The sequence below is a fragment of the Amycolatopsis sp. NPDC102389 genome, from assembly GCF_044765885.1.
Classification (GTDB): domain Bacteria; phylum Actinomycetota; class Actinomycetes; order Mycobacteriales; family Pseudonocardiaceae; genus Amycolatopsis.
In genome coordinates, this window is sequence record NZ_JBIWKX010000072.1 from 20,922 (window position 1) to 37,679 (window position 16,758).

Consider the following 16,758-nt stretch of genomic DNA (forward strand, 5'->3'; position numbering starts at 1 on the left):
CGTTGGGCTTGACGTAAAGGTGCAGGGCAACCGGAAGATGAAAGAGCGCACGGCCGGAGAACGGCCGGGGCGCGAACGGGCCGCAATCAGCCGTAGTGGTACGCCAGCGCGACCGCATGGCTACTAGAGTGGTCTCACGGTGCTGAATCCATCGCGGTGAAAGCACGATGGAAACGGGCCGCCGTCGCAGCAGTCGAGGGAGTGCACATGTTTGAGAGGTTCACCGACCGCGCGAGGCGGGTGGTCGTCCTGGCCCAAGAAGAAGCCAGGATGCTCAACCACAACTACATCGGCACCGAGCACATCCTCCTGGGTCTGATCCACGAGGGTGAAGGTGTCGCCGCCAAGGCGCTGGAATCGCTGGGCATCGCGCTGGAGGGCGTCCGCCAGCAGGTCGAGGAGATCATCGGCCAGGGGCAGCAGGCCCCGAGCGGGCACATCCCCTTCACCCCGCGGGCCAAGAAGGTGCTTGAGCTGTCGCTGCGCGAAGCGCTGCAGCTCGGCCACAACTACATCGGCACCGAGCACATCCTGCTCGGGCTGATCCGCGAGGGAGAAGGCGTCGCCGCACAGGTGCTCGTCAAGCTCGGCGCGGACCTCAACCGGGTGCGTCAGCAGGTTCTGCAGCTGCTGTCGGGCTACCAGGGTGGCAAGGAGTCGACCGAGACCGGCTCCGGACGCGGTGAAGGCACCCCGTCGTCGTCGCTGGTGCTCGACCAGTTCGGCCGCAACCTGACCGTCCAGGCCCGCGAAGGCAAGCTCGACCCGGTCATCGGCCGGGGCAAAGAGATCGAGCGGGTCATGCAGGTGCTGTCGCGGCGCACCAAGAACAACCCGGTCCTCATCGGTGAGCCCGGCGTCGGCAAGACCGCCGTCGTCGAAGGGCTCGCGCAGAACATCGTCAAGGGCGAGGTGCCCGAGACGCTGAAGGACAAGCAGCTCTACACCCTCGACCTCGGCTCCCTGGTCGCCGGTTCCCGGTACCGCGGTGACTTCGAAGAGCGCCTGAAGAAGGTGCTCAAGGAGATCAAGACCCGCGGCGACATCATCCTGTTCATCGACGAGCTGCACACGCTCGTCGGCGCGGGTGCCGCCGAGGGCGCGATCGACGCCGCGTCGATCCTGAAGCCGATGCTGGCCCGTGGCGAGCTGCAGACGATCGGCGCGACCACGCTCGAGGAGTACCGCAAGTACATCGAGAAGGACGCCGCGCTGGAGCGCCGCTTCCAGCCGATCCAGGTCGGCGAGCCGTCGCTCGAGCACACGATCGAGATCCTCAAGGGCCTCCGTGACCGGTACGAGGCGCACCACCGCGTCTCGATCACCGACGGTGCCCTCGTGCAGGCCGCCACCCTCGCGGACCGCTACATCAACGACCGCTTCCTGCCGGACAAGGCGATCGACCTGATCGACGAGGCCGGCGCCCGGATGCGCATCCGCCGCATGACCGCGCCGCCGGACCTGCGCGAGTTCGACGAGAAGATCGCCGACGTGCGCAGGGACAAGGAGTCCGCGATAGACGCGCAGGACTTCGAGCGCGCCGCCCGCCTTCGCGACGAGGAGAAGACCCTCCTCGGCCAGAAGGGCGAGCGGGAGAAGCAGTGGAAGGACGGCGACCTCGACGTCGTCGCCGAGGTCGACGAGGAGCAGATCGCCGAGGTCCTCGCCAACTGGACCGGTATCCCGGTGTTCAAGCTCACCGAGGAGGAGACCACGCGTCTGCTCCGCATGGAGGACGAGCTGCACAAGCGGATCATCGGCCAGGAGGACGCGGTCAAGGCCGTCTCCCAGGCGATCCGCCGCACCCGTGCCGGCCTGAAGGACCCGAAGCGCCCCTCCGGCTCGTTCATCTTCGCCGGCCCGTCCGGTGTCGGTAAGACCGAGCTGTCCAAGGCGCTCGCGGCGTTCCTGTTCGGCGAGGACGACGCGCTCATCCAGATCGACATGGGCGAGTTCCACGACCGCTACACCGCTTCGCGGCTCTTCGGTGCCCCTCCGGGCTACGTCGGCTACGAAGAGGGCGGCCAGCTGACCGAGAAGGTGCGGCGCAAGCCGTTCTCGGTGGTGCTGTTCGACGAGATCGAGAAGGCCCACCAGGAGATCTACAACACGCTCCTGCAGGTCCTCGAAGACGGCCGTCTCACCGACGGCCAGGGTCGTACGGTCGACTTCAAGAACACCGTGCTCATCTTCACCTCGAACCTGGGTACCTCGGACATCTCCAAGTCCGTCTCGCTCGGGTTCTCGTCCGGCGGTGACAGCACCAACCGGTACGAGAAGATGAAGCAAAAGGTCAACGAGGAGATGAAGAAGCATTTCCGGCCGGAGTTCCTGAACCGGATCGACGACATCATCGTCTTCCACCAGCTGACCAAGGAACAGATCATCGAGATGGTCGATCTGATGATCGCCCGGGTCGAGACGCAGCTCAAGGCCAAGGACATGGAGCTCGAGCTCACGCCCAAGGCCAAGTCGCTGCTCGCCAAGCGCGGCTTCGACCCGGTGCTGGGCGCGCGGCCGCTGCGTCGCACGATCCAGCGCGAGATCGAGGACCAGCTGTCCGAGAAGATCCTGTTCGGCGAGGTCCAGGCCGGCCAGATCATCCTGGTCGACGTCGAAGGCTGGAACGACGAAGAGGGCGAGAAGGACGACAAGGCGCACTTCGTCTTCCGCGGCGAAGCCCGGCCCTCGTCGGTCCCGGACGCCCCGCCGGTGAGCATCGGTGCCGGCTCGACCGAAGAGAACGGTGAAGCCGAGGGCGAGTAAGTCCCTCTCGGTTCCGGAAGTGCCCGTCGCGGGTTTCGCCCGCGGCGGGCACTTTCGCGTGTCGGCCTTCTGATCACGCGAGTTCGCCGCCCAATCACGCGAGATCGCCTTCTGATCACGCGAGTTACGTGTTCAAGCACGCGAGTTCGCCTTTTCCGCACGGAGAGCCTGGGTGTGGAAGGGGCTCGCGTGATCGGGCGGCGATCTCACGTGATTGCAGGGCGAACACGCGTGATCAGGGGCGTAACTCGCGTGATCAGGGGGCGAACTCGCGTGATCGGGGGCGTGAGACGATGCCCTCGAGGCCGGGAGGGGGTCAGGTGGACGTTCTGGCGATCGATTTCGGTACCTCCAGCACGGTGGGGGTGCTTTCGATCCACGGCAGGGGGACGCAGGTCGTCGAGATCGACGGGTCGGTGACGATGTCGTCCGCGATCTACGTCGACAAGGACGGCACGGTCTTCGTCGGCCGGGACGCCGAACGCCGGGCCCGGCTGGATCCGAGCCGGTTCGAGGCGAATCCGAAGCGGCGCATCGACGAGGGCGCTCTCCAGCTCGGTGACGTCTCGCTCCCCATCGCCGACGCTTTCGCCGCGGTCCTGCGCCGGGTCTGCGAAGAGGCCGAGTTGCTCCGCCAGCGTCTGCCCGCGCAGGTGCGCATTTCGCATCCCGCGGGCTGGGGCCCGGATCGCAAGCAGATCCTCCGCGACGCCGCGCTCAAGGCCGGATTCCCGGCGACGGTGCTCATTCCCGAGCCGGTCGCGGCCGCCGCGCATTACGCCTCGCTCAACAACGGCCGACGGCCGCCCGGCCCGATCGCGGTGTACGACCTCGGGGCGGGCACCTTCGACTGCGCCGTCGTCGGGGTCAGCGCGCAGGGGTTCGCCGTGCTGGCCGAGGACGGCCTGCCCGATCTCGGCAGTCTCGACATCGACCAGGCGCTGCTGGTGCACATCGGCCGCGAGGTGTCGCATTCCGATCCCGCGCAGTGGCAACGGATCCTGCGCCCGCAGTCGGTCAGCGACCGCCGGACGCGCCGGTCGCTGCTGCAGGATGTCCGTGACGCCAAGGAAAGTCTCTCCCGGCACCAGCAGACCGAGATCCCGATGCCGGAGCCGTTCGGCGACGTGCGGGTGACGCGGATGGAGCTCGAGGCGCTCGTCCGGCCGAGCTTCCTGCGCAGCGGCGAACTCCTGGCCACCACGATCCGGCGCGCCGGGCTGTCCCCGGACCGGCTCGGCGGCGTCTACCTCGTCGGCGGGCCGAGCCGGATGCCGCTGCTCGCGAGCCTGCTGGCGAATCAGCTCAGGATCGCGCCGACCACGCAGGACCAGCCGGAGACGGCGGTCGCGTTCGGGTTGCATCACGTGCCTGCCGGTGGCGAGGACTCCCAGCTGACCGTGCCCGCCTTCGCGCCGGTGCGGCCGCAACCCGTTCAGCAGCAACCGGTTCAGCAGCAGCCCCCGGCGAGGCGTCCGCAACCGCCGCGCTGGTCGCCGCCTCCGCCACCGCCGGGCCGGAGCTGGCAGAAGCCCACGACCTACGGCGTCGTCGCGCTCGCCCTCGCGGCGATCGTGACGACGATCGTCCTGCTCAGCGGCGGCGAGGAGCAGCCGGTCGCCGGACCGGCCCCGGCGAATCCGGTGAGCTGTGATCAGCCCGGTCAGAAGGACGCGCAGGGGTTCACGGACTGTCTCCGCCGGATCGCCGCCGTCATCCCGCAGCGGGACGACTGCCGGGACGCGCCGGACGCGGCCGCCACGGTGGGTGCGGCAGCGGCGGTCACTTGCGTGTTCAAGGACGGCAAAGGGTCGAACGCGATCAACTACTACCAGGGCGTCGCGATGACCGGCCTGGAGGACGGCGTCCGGCAGCGGATGACCAAGGGCAAGCCCGCGGAGGGCACCTGGGCGGCCGACGGTCTCCGAGGGCGCTACGTGGCGGGCGTGGGCGCGCGAAGCGGCATCGTGCTCTTCGGGACCGAAGACGCGCCGTTGAGCGCGATGCTCGTCTCGACCCGCAGTGACGGCTCCGCGCGGACGACCGCGGAGATGGCCGAGTTCTTCACCGCGCAGCTCAAGCCCTGATCAGTGCAGGGTGCCCGCCGGTGTCGAAAGATCCTCGGTCACCGAAAGCGCGGTGTCCACGATGATCTCCAGCGCCTCGGCCGCGCGGTGCACGGCCAGGCTCGGCGCGGTGGTCCGCGCGGCCTGCTCCGGCGTGTAGGGCACGTGCACGAAACCGCCGCGCACCCCGGGAAAGTCGTTGTCCAGCAAGTGCATCAGCCCGTAGAAGACCTGATTGCACACATAGGTCCCGGCGGTGTGCGAGACCGAGGCGGGAAGCCCCGCGTTCTCGATCCCCGCGACACACGCCTTCACCGGCAGAGTGGTGAAGTACGCGTTGGGCCCGCCGGGGATCACCGGGACGTCGACGGGCTGCGAGCCCGCGTTGTCCGGGATGCGGGCGTCGATCAGGTTGATCGCGACCCGTTCCGGGGTGACGTCGGGGCGCCCGCCCGCCTGCCCGACGCAGATCACCAGATCCGGGCGGTATTCGTCGATCGCGTCGCGCAAGGTGACCAGCGAACGCGAGAAGACGCACGGCAGTTCGACGGCCACCGCGTCGTGCCGGCGGCCGGTGAGCAGGGAAACCGCCTGCCATGACGGATTCACCCGCTCACCGCCGAACGGCTCGAAACCGGTGAGGAGCACAGACGTCATGCCCTCACCCTAACGTGTGACGGACGTCAGGCGGCCGGCTTGAGGTCCCCCGGGTAGAGGAACTCGGGCGCCGGCTTGGTGTTGCCGTAGAACCACGCGTCGAAGAAGCCCTGAAGGTCCTTGTGCGCGACGCGCTCGACGTACTTCTGGAACTCCGGCAGGCTCGCGTTGCCGTCGCGGTGGATGGCGGGCCACGTCTTCAGCACGCGGTCGAACGGCGCCGCGCCGATGTAGTTCTTCAGCGCGTGCAGCGCGACCGGGCCCTTCGAGTAGACGTAGGTGAATTCGTTGCCGGGCCCCATGTCGTACAGCTTCCCGGCCCAGAACCGGTCCGTCGCCTTCTGCACGGCGGTCAGATAACGCGCCTTCAGATCCTGGCCGGACTTGGCCTCGGACCACAGCCATTCCGCGTACGAGGCGAAGCATTCGTTGAGGCAGACGTCCTTCCACTTGTCGACGGCGACCGAGTCGCCCCACCACTGGTGGGCGTTCTCGTGCACGATCGTCGGGATGTTGCCCGCCGCGCCCGAGTAGATCGGCCTGCTCAGCGTCTCCAGCGAGAACCCGATCGGCTCGGCGAGGAAGATGCCGCCCGCCGCGTCCACCGGGTACTTCCCGAACTTCGACGCCAGGAAGTCGATGATCTCCGGCAGCCGCGCCTCGGCCTGCTTGGTCGACGCGGGGGTGCCGGGGGCGTAGGCGTTGACGACCGGGGTGCCGTCGGACAGCTTCGTCCGCTCGAACTCCCATTTGTCGATCGCGACCGTCGTCATGTACGGCACGGCCGGGGTCTCTTCGGCCCAGACGTACGTGGTGTTCTTGCCCGAAGCGAACTGCCCGCGCTCGCGGCCGTTCGAGATGACGCCCCATTCCGAGGGCACGGTGATGGCGAGGTGGAAGGTCGCCTTGTCACGCGGGGTGTCGTTGACCGGGTACCAGGTGGTCGCGGATTTCGGCTCGCCCGCGACGAAGGCGCCGCCGGATTTCGCGTACTGCCAGCCGTTCGCACCCAGCGACGGATCCTCGATCGGCTGCGGGACACCGTGGTAGGCGATCTCGGCGGTGAACCGCTCGTGGTTCCGCAGCGGACGCGCCGGGGTGATCACGAGTTCGTGGTCGCCGGTGCGGGTGAAGGTGGCCTTCCGCCCGTTGACCTTGACCGAGTCGACGGTCAGCCCGTGCAGGTCGAGGTTGAACGAGCTCAGCGCCTGCGTGGTCCGTCCGGTGATCGTCTGCAGGCCGGTGAGCTGCTTGGTGGCGGGCTCGTAGCCGACCTTCAGGTCGTAGTCGCCGACGTCGTAACCGCCGTTGCCGTCCTGTGGGTAGTAGCTGTCGCCCGCGCCGTCGGCGCCGGGTTTCCCGGTGTCGGCGAGGGCGGTCCCGCCGCCGAGGACACTCGCGGCCAGAACGGCGGCGATGACGGCCGCACTCCGGTACCTCATTCACACTCCCAGTCGATCGGCTGTGACTTGGCCCTGAACGTAACGCCGTGACCTCGGTCGTCCGCCCGGAAAGCTCCTTCGTGCCCGGATAATCCCCACTTCCGTCGCCTATAGGGCTATCCGTTTGCCGCTTCTGGAAAGCTGGGGTCCGTGCGTGTGACGTTGTTGGGCCCGGTCGGCGCGGAGGCCGGTGACGGCACCCCGGTCGACATCGGCGGTGCCCGCCTTCGCATGCTCTTGGCCAGGCTCGCGCTGGAGCCCGGCCGCGCCGTCCCGGCGACGGCCCTCATCGACGGGCTCTGGGGCGCGGAGCCGCCCGCCGACGCGGCGAACGCGCTGCAGTCCCTGGTCTCGCGGCTGCGGAAGGTCCTGCGTGCCGACGACGTCGCCCTCGACTCGGGGCCTGGCGGCTACCGGCTGGACGTCGCCCGCGAAGACGTCGACGTGTGCCGCTTCGAGCGGCTGGCCGCGGAGGGCCGTGCGGAACTCGCGGCGGGCCGGGACGCCGGTGCGGCCGCGATCCTCGCCGAGGCGCTCGGCCTCTGGCGTGGTCAAGCGCTGTCCGACGTCCTCGACGCTCCTTTCGCGCAGGCACCGGCGACCCGCCTGGAGGATCTGCGCCTCGAAGCCACCGAAGACCGTTTCGAAGCGGAGATCCGGCTCGGCGGGCACGACCGGGTGCTGGCGGATCTCAAGGAGGCCGCCGCGCGGCATCCGCTGCGCGAACGGCTCGCCGGGCTGTGGATCCGGGCGCTGTGCGCGGCCGATCGCCAGCCCGACGCCCTCGCCGTCTACGAGGAGGTCCGGGCCGCGCTCGCCGACCAGCTCGGCGTCGACCCTTCGGCCGAACTCAAGGAGATCCATCTCGCCGCGCTGCGCGGTGAACTCGGCCCGCCACCCGTGGTCGCCGATCATCTCCCGGTCCGGCTGACCAGCTTCGTCGGCCGCGACGACGAGCTGAAGCTGGTCGCCGAGCTGCTCGCGGGCGCGCGGCTGGTGACGCTCGTCGGGCCCGGTGGCGCCGGGAAGACGCGGCTGGCCACGGAGGTCGCGACGCGGCATCCGGCGCACGCGCGCGGACGCGTCTGGTTCGTGCCGCTCGCCGGCGTCCGCGATCCCGGCGACCTGCCCGGCGCGGTCTTCGCGGCGCTGGAGCTGTGGGATCTCGGCCTTTCGCACGGCGGCGATCCGATGCGCCGCCCGGTGGACGCGCTGGCCAGGGCCGTGGAGACGCTCGGCGCCGGTGAATCGGTGCTGGTACTGGACAACTGCGAGCATCTGGTCGACGCGGCGGCGGAGCTGACGAATACCCTGCTGCGGCGCGTGCCGACCCTGCGCGTCCTCGCGACGAGCCGTGAGGCGCTGGCCATCGACGGCGAGACGCTGTGCCCGCTCGGTCCGCTGTCCGTCCCGGAGGGGACACCGACGGTTTCCCAAGCGGCCGAGGCGGGCGCGATCCGGCTGTTCGTCGACCGTGCGGTGGCCGTGCGCCCGGATTTCGTCCTCGACGAGTCCACTGTGGACGACGTCGCGCAGATCTGCCGCAGGCTGGACGGGATGCCGCTGGCGCTGGAACTGGCCGCGGCGCGGCTGCGGTCGATGACCGTCGCGCAGATCTCGCAGCGTCTCGACGACCGGTTCCGCCTGCTGACCTCCGGCAGCCGGACGGCGCTGCCGAGGCAGCGCACGCTGCGTGCCGTCGTCGAGTGGAGCTGGGACCTTCTCGACGACGCCGAACGCGTGCTCGCCAGACGGCTTTCGGTGTTCGGGGCCGGTGCCGAGGTCGAAGCGGTCGAAAGCGTCTGCGCCGACGACGGCCTGCCCGCCGAGGACATCCTCTACGTCCTCGGCTCGCTCGTCGAGAAGTCCATTGTGGACGCTCTCGCGGGAGAGCACGGCGAGCCGCGCTACCGCATGCTGGAGACCATCCGGGCGTACGCGGCGGAACGTCTCGACGAGGCCGAAGAGCGGGAACAGCTGACGAAGGCCTATCACCGCTACTACGCCCAGCTCGCCGAGCGGCTGGAGCCGATGCTGCGGACGGCGGATCAGCTCGTCGCCATCTCACGTTACGACGCGGAGCACGGCAACATCGTGACCGCGCTTCGCCAGGCCATCGACGCGGGCGACGTGGAAATGGCGACACGCCTGTTCGGCAGCACGTTCTGGTACTGGCTGATCAAGGGCGACAGCGATCGGGTCGAATCCTTCGTCGCCGAAGTGCTCACTTTCGGCGACCGGCTGGAGGACGATTTCGCGGCCGCGTTCCGGGCGATGGGCGAGATCACCTCGATGGTGCCCGGGGTCGGCGATCCCGAGGCCGTGCGGGGGCTCATCGACGAATGCGTGCGGACGAACGCGTACACCCGGTTCGCCGGGCTGGCCATCGGCCTGCCCATGCTGGCGTTCTTCAGCCAGGACAAGGAACTCGCGCACCGCGAGGTGGAGCGGGCGTTGTCGAGCCCGGACCCGTGGTCGAGGTCGGCCGGGTCGTGGGCGCAGAGTTTCATCCTCGCCGACGACGGCGATCCGGAGGGTGCCGACAGGGCGAGGGACCGGGCCTTCGAAGGGTTCTCGGCCGTGGGCGACCGCTGGGGCACCGCGATGGCCGTGGGCATGAAGGCGGGCGACATCTCGATGTCGGGCGATCACGAGGCGGCGCTCGCGCTGTACCGGCAAGGGCTCGCCCTCGCGCTCGAACTGGGGTCGCAGGACGACGTGATCCAGCAGCGCTGGCGGCTCGCGACGGAGTACGCGCGGGCCGGAGACATCGAGACGGCGATGCGTGAGATGCGCGACGCGGAGCGCTACGCGATCGACACGGGCAACGACCAGCTCTCGGTGATGGTGCTGGTGGGCAAGGCCGATCTGCTCAGCCGCGCCGGACGGATCGACGAGGCCCGCGCGGTCGCCGTCCGGTTCCGGGAGCTGATGGCCACGGTGCCGCTGCCGGGCCTGTTCGGCGCCGAGTTCGGCGGCTACATCGACACCGAGATCGCGCTGGCGGCCGGAGATCTGGCCGGGGCCGAGCGCGGTGCCGCGGTCGTCGTGAAGTCCACCGCGGAACGCGGCGACATGCCCGATCTCGGCCGGATCGTCGAGGTCTGCGGCCTGATCCGGTTCCGGCAGGGGAAGCCCGAGGCGGCCGTCCGGCTGCTCGGCGCGGCGAAGCTCCTCCGCGGCAGGCTGGACCTCGGGGAGCCCGCCATCCGGCAGCTGATCGACGACCTTCGCGCGCACTTCGGCGAGGAGCGCTACGAAGAGCTGCTCGCGCAGGACACCGGTCTGTCGCGTCCGGATCTGGTGGCCTGGATCAGCCAGGAAGTGAACGCGTGACGAAGGGCCCCTCGCCCGGCAGTGGCGAGGAGCCCTTCACGCGCGTTCCCCCTGACCCCCGTCAGACGCGCTTCCGGTAAGCCCATGTGGCGAGCGGGAAGAAGACCGCCAGCGCGGCCGCCATCCAGATCAGCGACCCGGTCAGCGGCCCGGCGATCGGCCCGCCGTTCATCAGCCCGCGCAGGACGTCGGACATCTGCGTCACCGGGCTGATGTCGGCCCATGCCTTCAGCCAGCCGGGCATCGTGCTCGTCCCCACGAACACGTTGCTGCCGAAGGTCAGCGGCATCAGCACCACGAACATCAGGCCCTGCACCGCGCCGGGGCTCTTCAGCAGCATCCCGACGAACACCGAAGCCCAGCAGAACGACAGCGCGAACGCGATGACGAGCACGATCGCCAGCGCGAACTCGGCCGGTCCGGTCTGGATCCGGTAGCCCATGATCGTCGCCACCACCATCAGCACGACCAGGCACACCAGGTACCGCACGATATCGGCCAGCACGGCGCCGATCAGCGGCGCGGACCGCGAGATCGGCATCGCGCGGAACCGGTCGAACACGCCCTTGGTGACGTCGGTGTTCAGCTGGACGCCGACGGTCATGCTGGCCTGCAGGATGTTGAACACCATGATGCCGGGCACGATCATCTGGAGGTAACCCTCGGTGCTGCCCATGATCGCGCCACCGAAGAGGTAGACGAACATGACCAGGAAGATGATCGGCGCGAGCGTGACGTCGGCCAGCTGTTCCGGGTTCTTGCGGATCTTCAGGACACCGCGCCAGGCAAGGGAAAGCCCGTGCTGCACGCTGCTCGACAGTGATACGCGCCGTGGTGGTGCGGGCGCTGCGATGGTCGTCATACCAGGCTCCCTTCCGGAGTGGCGTCCTTTGTGGACTCGTCGGTCTTCTTGCCGGTCAGCGCGAGGAACACCTCGTCGAGGCTGGGCAGCCGCAGCGCCAGCTCGTCCGCGGTGATCCCGGCTTCGTCCAGCTTGCGGACCAAAGTGGACAGCAGGACGGGGTCGGCGACGGGCGCGGTGAGCAGCCCGGTGTCGTCGTCCCGGTTCGGCCGGGTCCCGGTGAGGCCGGCCAGGATGCGCTCGACGGCGTCGAGGTCGGCGAGCGCGGTCGGCCGGACCTGCAGCGTCTGGCCGCCGGTCCGCCGCTTGAGCTCGTCGGCCCGTCCGTTGGCCACGACGTGCCCGTGGTCGAACACGGTGATCGTGTCGGCCAGCTGGTCGGCCTCCTCCAGGTACTGCGTGGTGAGCAGCACCGTCGTGCCGTCGGCGACCAGCGTCCGGACCACGGCCCAGACCTCGTTGCGGGCGTGCGGGTCGAGCCCGGTGGTCGGCTCGTCCAGGTACAGCACCTTCGGCCGGCCGACCAGGCTCGCGGCGAGGTCGAGCCGCCGCCGCATCCCGCCCGAGTAGGTCTTGATCGCGCGGCCGGCGGCGTCGGTCAGCTCGAACCGCTCCAGCAGATCGGCCGCGCGCTTCTTCGCGTCCGCCCTCGAGAACTCGAGCAGCCTGCCGATCAGGACGAGGTTCTCCGTGCCGGAGAGGTCCTCGTCGACCGACGCGTACTGCCCGGTCAGCCCGATCATGCTCCGGACCGCCATCGGGTTCTTGACGACGTCGTACCCGAAGACGCTCGCGTGGCCGCGGTCCGGCCGGATCAAGGTGGCCAGGATCCGGACGGCGGTCGTCTTCCCCGCGCCGTTCGGCCCCAGCACCCCGACCACCTTGCCCGCCGGGACCTCCAGATCGACCCCGTCGAGCGCCTTCGTCTCCCCATAGTGTTTGACCAGGCCCTCGGCCCTGATCGCGTGAGTCATCGTTTCCTCCTGTGGTCTCGCCCCGCGGACAAAGGTGCCCTCCGCGCCTGGCAGACCGCGCACAGCGCGCTGGCAGCGGCTGACAGGAACTGATAAGCGCTGGTAGGCACCGGGTGAGGAGGTTGTGAAGGTGTTGTGGAGACCGCCGCCACCCCGCGCTCGATCGGCATACTCGACGGCATGGTGATCGAAGAACGGGCGGTTCGTCCGGCGGTGCGTCCCGGCACGGGACGGAAGCTGGTCAGCGGGCTGCTCATCGCGGCGGTCGTGCCGTTCGCGGTGCTGACCGCGCTGCGGCTGGTCGGCTACGACGGCAACGAGTACACGATCGCGGCGCTCGCGCTCACCCCGTACGCCGGGATCGCGACGCTGGTGCTCGGCGTTCTCGCGCTGGGGCTGCGCCGCTGGTGGACCGCGGTCGTCGCGCTGGCGCTGACCTGCACGATCGCGTCGCTGGTCCTGCCCCGCGCGTTCGCGGACGAGCAGAAGGCGCTCGACGGCAAGCACGTCCGCGTCCTGGCGTCGAACATGCTCGGCGGCCAGGCGGATCCGGCCGTGATCGTCGGCTACGTGAAGGAACACCAGGTCGACGTCCTGAGCCTGACCGAGCTGACGCCCGAGGCGATCACCGCGCTCGATCGGGCCGGGTTGTTCCAGGTCCTGCCGTACCACGTGCTGCATCCGGCGGAGTGGGCGTTCGGCTCCGGGCTGGTGTCGAGGTATCCGCTCACGCCGCTGACCCTGAGCGGCGATTCGGACCGCAAACAGCCCAGCGCGAGCGCGGATCTCGGGGACGGCGTCCGCGTGGAGGTCGTCGCGGTGCATCCGTCGGCACCGATGTGGAACCGGCACGAGTGGGTCGCCGAGGCCAAGGACCTGCCGTATGCCGACGCCGAGCACGACATCCGCATCCTGGCCGGCGACTTCAACGCGAGCCTCGACCACGCGCTCTTCCGTGAGCTGCTGACCAGGGGATACGTGGACGCGGCCGATCAGCTGGGAAAGGCGCTGCAGGGGACCTGGACGAACGGGATGGTGCCGCCGGTGGCGATCGACCACGTGCTGGCGGACAAACGGACGGCCATCGCGGACTTCAAGGTGCTGGGGACGCCCGGCAGCGATCACGACGCCGTCTACGCGGAAATCGTCCTGCCCGGAAAGTGACCTTCCGCTGGCAGGCTTCCCGCTCATGAGGAAGCTCTGGGGAGTTCTCGCGCTGTCGCTGCTCGCGGGCTGCGTCCCGGGGCAGTTGCCGCCGAGTGAGGCGAAAAGCGCGCTGGGCTTCGACGCCCGGCCCGGCGAGGGGAGATCTCTCGGCCTTCCGGACCCGGTCGCCGAGATCCAGCGGCTGTTCCGGCCGGGCCCCGACCGGACCGGGGTGGCGCTGACCCGCGCGGGCCGCACCGTGATCGGGGTCGGCTTCCGGGAGTTCCCTGGTGAAAGCCGCTCGGAACCGATCGCGTGGGTGTCCGCGGACGAAGGCCGTAGCGTGCGCGAGATCGTGTTGCCGCAGGACAGGCCGGGGCATTGGGCGCCGGCGGCGATCGCCGCCGAAGGAGATCAGGTCCTCGTGGCCGGCTCGCTCGGCGGGGACGTGCGGGTGTGGGCCTCCGGCGACGCGGGCGCGACCTGGACGGTGTCGCCGGTGCGCGTGCGGGGAAGCGACCTTTGGTTCTCCACGGCGCTCCGGACGGGCGGGAAATGGCTGCTGGCCGGGGGTTCCGCGGCCGGGGCGCTGGTCGTGACCGGCGCGCCCGGCGCCTGGCAGACCGTTTCCCCCGGCGACGGCCGGATCCTCGGCGGGACGGTCGACAAGGCGGGTCGGCCGGTGTTGTTCGGCGACCGCATCGAGTGGAACCGGGGCCAGACGTCGAACCGGTCGTGCTTGGTGGTGTGGGTCCCGGATGGCGGCTGGCAGCGGGGTGAGCTGGGCTGCCCGGCGGGCCGGCTCGTCGCCGCGGCGACCCTCGACGACGGGCGGGTGATGCTGAAAGGCGACCGCGACCTGTGGATCCGGCCTAGCTGAGCAGCGCGTCCAACGCTTCGAGGGTCTCAAGGCCGTTGGTCGCCAGGGAAACGCCGCGGCCGTGCCGGATCCCGGGTTCACGCGGGTTGATCCGCACCAGGGCGCCGGTCGCGGCGCTGGCCAGCTCCGAATACCGCCGCACCGTCGGCACGGCCTGTCCGGCGCCGAGCTCGACCACCACGAGGTCGCGATGCGCGCGGCGCCACGCGTTCAGCTCGTCGAGCTGGGCCTGGCTGCGCTGCCCGAGCCAGTCGTAGTCGCCGAACATCAGGATGTTGGGCCGGGCGAGACCGCCGCAGCGCGGGCAGGACGGCAGCGGCTCCAGCGCGCGCATCGTGTCTTCGTCGATCGGGACCTCGACGTCGTCCGCGGGCCAGATCTCCTTGGTGCAGCGGTGAAGGCACTGCAGGTGATGGATGGATCCGTGCGCCTCGGCGACGTGCGGATGGCCCGCCTTCTGGAACTGTCCGTCCACATTGGACGTGAACGCGCGCGTGCCGCCCGGTTTGCGTGCTCCCCAGGACCGCAGGATGCGGAACCCGTCGTGCGGGACGGTGGCGCGGTACAGCGCGAGCCGATGCCCGTAGAAACCCCAGGCGAGCTCGGGATCTTCGGCGAAATGCCGCGGGTCCGCGAGCTCGACGAAGCTGATGCCCAGCCGCTCGTACGGTGGATACGCCTTCCAGAAACCCTCATCGCCCCGGAAATCGGGCAGGCCGGAGTCGACGCCCATCCCGGCACCGGCGCAGACGAGCAGCGCGCCGGCGCCGTCGATCAGTTCCGCGGCTCGCTCGAGCTCACTCACCCGGCTTCGAAGCCTGGACGACCTCGAATTCGAGCAGGTTCGCACCGGTGGAGACCGGCTTCGCGCGCTCGCCCGCGTGCGCCTCACGCGCCGGGCCGGACGCCCACGCCTGGTACGCCTCTTCGGACTCCCACTTGGTGTAGACGAAGTAGCGCGACTCGCCGGAGACGGGGCGGAGCAGTTCGAAGCCGAGGAAACCGGGCTGATTGTCGACGGCGTGCAGCCGCGCGGCGAACCGCTTCTCCAGCTCGGGGCCTGCGCCTTCGGGGACCTCGATCGCGTTGATCTTCACGACAGCCATGCCGCCAGCCTACGACGAAACTCTTTTGCGCCGCGATGTGATGCGTGGGACCTTCCAGACGATGGCTGACACCAAGATCCTCATCTCCGGAGCGAGCGTCGCCGGACCGGCCTTGGCCTTCTGGCTCACCCGGTACGGCTTCCGGGTGACCGTCGTGGAGCGCGCGCCGGCGCTGCGCCCCGGCGGCCAGGCCGTCGACCTGCGCGGAACGGCCAAGGAGGTCGCGCGCCGGATGGGACTGGACGAACGCATCCGCGCGGCCTGCACGGACACGAAGGGCGAGACGCTCGTCGACCGGAAGAACCGTACGAAGGCGACCATCCGCGCCGACGATTTCGACGGCGACGGCGTCGTCGCGGAGATCGAGATCCTCCGCGGCGACCTGACCGAAGTGCTCTACGAGGCGACCAAGAGGGACACGGAGTACGTCTTCGGCGACCGGATCACCGCGCTGGACGAGCGGGCCGACGGCGTCGGCGTCACCTTCGCGAGTGGTTCGAGGGCGACGTTCGACCTGGTCATCGGGGCGGACGGGCTGCATTCGGGAGTACGGGCGCTGGCCTTCGGCGAGGAATCCCGGTTCGTCCGGCATCTGGGCTCGTACCTGGCGTTCTTCAGCGTGCCGAACCGGCTCGGCCTGCGGAACTGGGCCGTCGGCTACGACGACGTCGGCCGATCCGCCGGGATCCGCGGCGTCCGCGACGGCGACGAGGCGACGGCGTACTTCGGTTTCGCCTCGCCGGAAATCGACTACGACCATCGCGATATCGAGGCGCAGAAGGCGCTGGTCCGCCGGTTCGCCGCCGGGATGGAATGGGAGGCGCCCTGGCTGCTGGACCGGACGGACGAGGCGCCCGACTTCTACTTCGACTCGTGCGCCCAGGTGATCATGGAATCCTGGTCGCGCGGCCGCGTCGGGCTGCTGGGCGACGCCGCCTTCTGCCCCTCGCCGCTGTCCGGGCAGGGCACGAGCCTCGCGTTCGTCGGCGCGTACGTCCTCGCCGGGGAACTCGCCGCCGGTCTCGACGCCGGGCTCAAGCGCTACGAAGCCGTCATGCGCGAGTTCGTCGAGAAGACGCAGGAGATGGGGCGGGAGAACGCGGAGTCGATCTTCGCGAAGTCGCGGACGGGCCTGCGGATGCGGTACCTGGCGATGCGGGTCATGCGGCTGAAGCCGTTCGCCGCGCTGGCTTCGCGGAAGATGCGGGACGTGGTGAACGGCATCGACCTGCCGGACTACCCCCGCGCCCGGCCGCATTCAGAGGACTAAACGCGCCGGTCGCGGCGGCGTCAGCGGTGGGGAGCGGGTTCACCAAGGAGCCCGGCGCTCTTGACCGTCCATAAAGGACGTCGGCGCGGGCAACGGTGTCCTTTATGGGTGCTTTGTTCGACTTTGAGTGTGGGTCGTGAGTGGCAATGATCGTTCTATTGAGCCGAAGGTCAAACGTGGCGTGTTCTTGGGCGGGCCGATGGTGGGATGAAGGCTCCCTTCGCCGCGTCTAATGCGGTGAAAGGAGCCTTCG

General features: G+C 69.6%; 12 protein-coding genes. 6 read left to right on the plus strand and 6 right to left on the minus strand.

The annotated features are described in order from the left end of the window. Positions 1-207: 207 nt before the first annotated feature. A complete protein-coding gene (locus ACIRGA_RS36095) occupies positions 208-2,766 on the plus strand; it encodes an ATP-dependent Clp protease ATP-binding subunit (protein ID WP_005165370.1) in 2,559 nt (852 codons plus the stop codon). A gap of 320 nt (positions 2,767-3,086) precedes the next feature. Continuing rightward, positions 3,087-4,853, plus strand: coding sequence for an Hsp70 family protein (locus ACIRGA_RS36100; protein WP_400950171.1), 1,767 nt, complete (start codon positions 3,087-3,089; stop codon positions 4,851-4,853). Here the strand turns inward: ACIRGA_RS36100 and pcp are convergent, their stop codons facing one another. Continuing rightward, entirely contained in the window at positions 4,854-5,489 is a 636-nt protein-coding gene (pcp, locus tag ACIRGA_RS36105) for a pyroglutamyl-peptidase I (RefSeq protein ID WP_400950174.1), read from the minus strand. It lies immediately after the preceding gene. A gap of 26 nt (positions 5,490-5,515) precedes the next feature. Beyond that, a complete protein-coding gene (locus ACIRGA_RS36110) occupies positions 5,516-6,931 on the minus strand; it encodes a M1 family metallopeptidase (RefSeq protein ID WP_400950177.1) in 1,416 nt (471 codons plus the stop codon). A gap of 150 nt (positions 6,932-7,081) precedes the next feature. Here ACIRGA_RS36110 and ACIRGA_RS36115 point away from each other — a divergent pair, with 150 nt between their 5' ends. Continuing rightward, the gene (locus tag ACIRGA_RS36115) at positions 7,082-10,267 is read left to right on the plus strand and encodes a BTAD domain-containing putative transcriptional regulator (protein ID WP_400950180.1); all 3,186 of its coding nucleotides are present in this window, start codon (positions 7,082-7,084) and stop codon (positions 10,265-10,267) included. 61 nt (positions 10,268-10,328) lie between these two features. Here ACIRGA_RS36115 and ACIRGA_RS36120 read toward each other — a convergent pair whose 3' ends face one another. Both ACIRGA_RS36120 and ACIRGA_RS36125 read right to left on the minus strand, forming a co-directional pair. After that, positions 10,329-11,129 carry an ABC transporter permease gene (locus ACIRGA_RS36120; RefSeq protein WP_400950184.1) on the minus strand — a complete coding sequence of 267 codons (801 nt, stop codon included), beginning with the start codon at positions 11,127-11,129 and terminating at the stop codon, positions 10,329-10,331. Further along, complete coding sequence (locus ACIRGA_RS36125; RefSeq protein ID WP_400950187.1) at positions 11,126-12,103, minus strand: ATP-binding cassette domain-containing protein; 978 nt, start codon at positions 12,101-12,103, stop codon at positions 11,126-11,128. The genes ACIRGA_RS36120 and ACIRGA_RS36125 overlap by 4 nt, the downstream gene beginning before the upstream one ends. Before the next feature lie 135 nt (positions 12,104-12,238). Here ACIRGA_RS36125 and ACIRGA_RS36130 point away from each other — a divergent pair, with 135 nt between their 5' ends. Next, positions 12,239-13,267: an endonuclease/exonuclease/phosphatase family protein gene (locus ACIRGA_RS36130; RefSeq protein ID WP_400950193.1), complete on the plus strand. Its 1,029-nt coding sequence runs from the start codon at positions 12,239-12,241 to the stop codon at positions 13,265-13,267. A 25-nt stretch (positions 13,268-13,292) separates the two neighbouring features. Further along, positions 13,293-14,129: a hypothetical protein gene (locus tag ACIRGA_RS36135; RefSeq protein WP_400950196.1), complete on the plus strand. Its 837-nt coding sequence runs from the start codon at positions 13,293-13,295 to the stop codon at positions 14,127-14,129. Here ACIRGA_RS36135 and ACIRGA_RS36140 read toward each other — a convergent pair. Both ACIRGA_RS36140 and ACIRGA_RS36145 read right to left on the minus strand, forming a co-directional pair. Beyond that, positions 14,122-14,934 carry an SIR2 family NAD-dependent protein deacylase gene (locus ACIRGA_RS36140; protein ID WP_400950198.1) on the minus strand — a complete coding sequence of 271 codons (813 nt, stop codon included), beginning with the start codon at positions 14,932-14,934 and terminating at the stop codon, positions 14,122-14,124. The two genes, ACIRGA_RS36135 and ACIRGA_RS36140, sit on opposite strands and share 8 nt — an antisense overlap. Beyond that, positions 14,927-15,235 carry an antibiotic biosynthesis monooxygenase gene (locus ACIRGA_RS36145; protein ID WP_016337748.1) on the minus strand — a complete coding sequence of 103 codons (309 nt, stop codon included), beginning with the start codon at positions 15,233-15,235 and terminating at the stop codon, positions 14,927-14,929. The genes ACIRGA_RS36140 and ACIRGA_RS36145 overlap by 8 nt, the downstream gene beginning before the upstream one ends. A gap of 61 nt (positions 15,236-15,296) precedes the next feature. Here ACIRGA_RS36145 and ACIRGA_RS36150 point away from each other — a divergent pair, with 61 nt between their 5' ends. Next, the gene (locus ACIRGA_RS36150) at positions 15,297-16,505 is read left to right on the plus strand and encodes an FAD-dependent monooxygenase (protein ID WP_400950202.1); all 1,209 of its coding nucleotides are present in this window, start codon (positions 15,297-15,299) and stop codon (positions 16,503-16,505) included. The last annotated feature ends 253 nt before the right edge of the window (positions 16,506-16,758 follow it).

Coding starts and splice junctions, on each gene's coding strand:
- ACIRGA_RS36095 (WP_005165370.1), top strand. CDS start 208: ATGTTTGAGAGGTTCACCGACCGCGCGAGGCGGGTGGTCGTCCTGGCC.
- pcp (WP_400950174.1), bottom strand. CDS start 5,489: ATGACGTCTGTGCTCCTCACCGGTTTCGAGCCGTTCGGCGGTGAGCGG.
- ACIRGA_RS36110 (WP_400950177.1), bottom strand. CDS start 6,931: ATGAGGTACCGGAGTGCGGCCGTCATCGCCGCCGTTCTGGCCGCGAGT.
- ACIRGA_RS36120 (WP_400950184.1), bottom strand. CDS start 11,129: ATGACGACCATCGCAGCGCCCGCACCACCACGGCGCGTATCACTGTCG.
- ACIRGA_RS36125 (WP_400950187.1), bottom strand. CDS start 12,103: ATGACTCACGCGATCAGGGCCGAGGGCCTGGTCAAACACTATGGGGAG.
- ACIRGA_RS36135 (WP_400950196.1), top strand. CDS start 13,293: ATGAGGAAGCTCTGGGGAGTTCTCGCGCTGTCGCTGCTCGCGGGCTGC.
- ACIRGA_RS36145 (WP_016337748.1), bottom strand. CDS start 15,235: ATGGCTGTCGTGAAGATCAACGCGATCGAGGTCCCCGAAGGCGCAGGC.
- ACIRGA_RS36150 (WP_400950202.1), top strand. CDS start 15,297: ATGGCTGACACCAAGATCCTCATCTCCGGAGCGAGCGTCGCCGGACCG.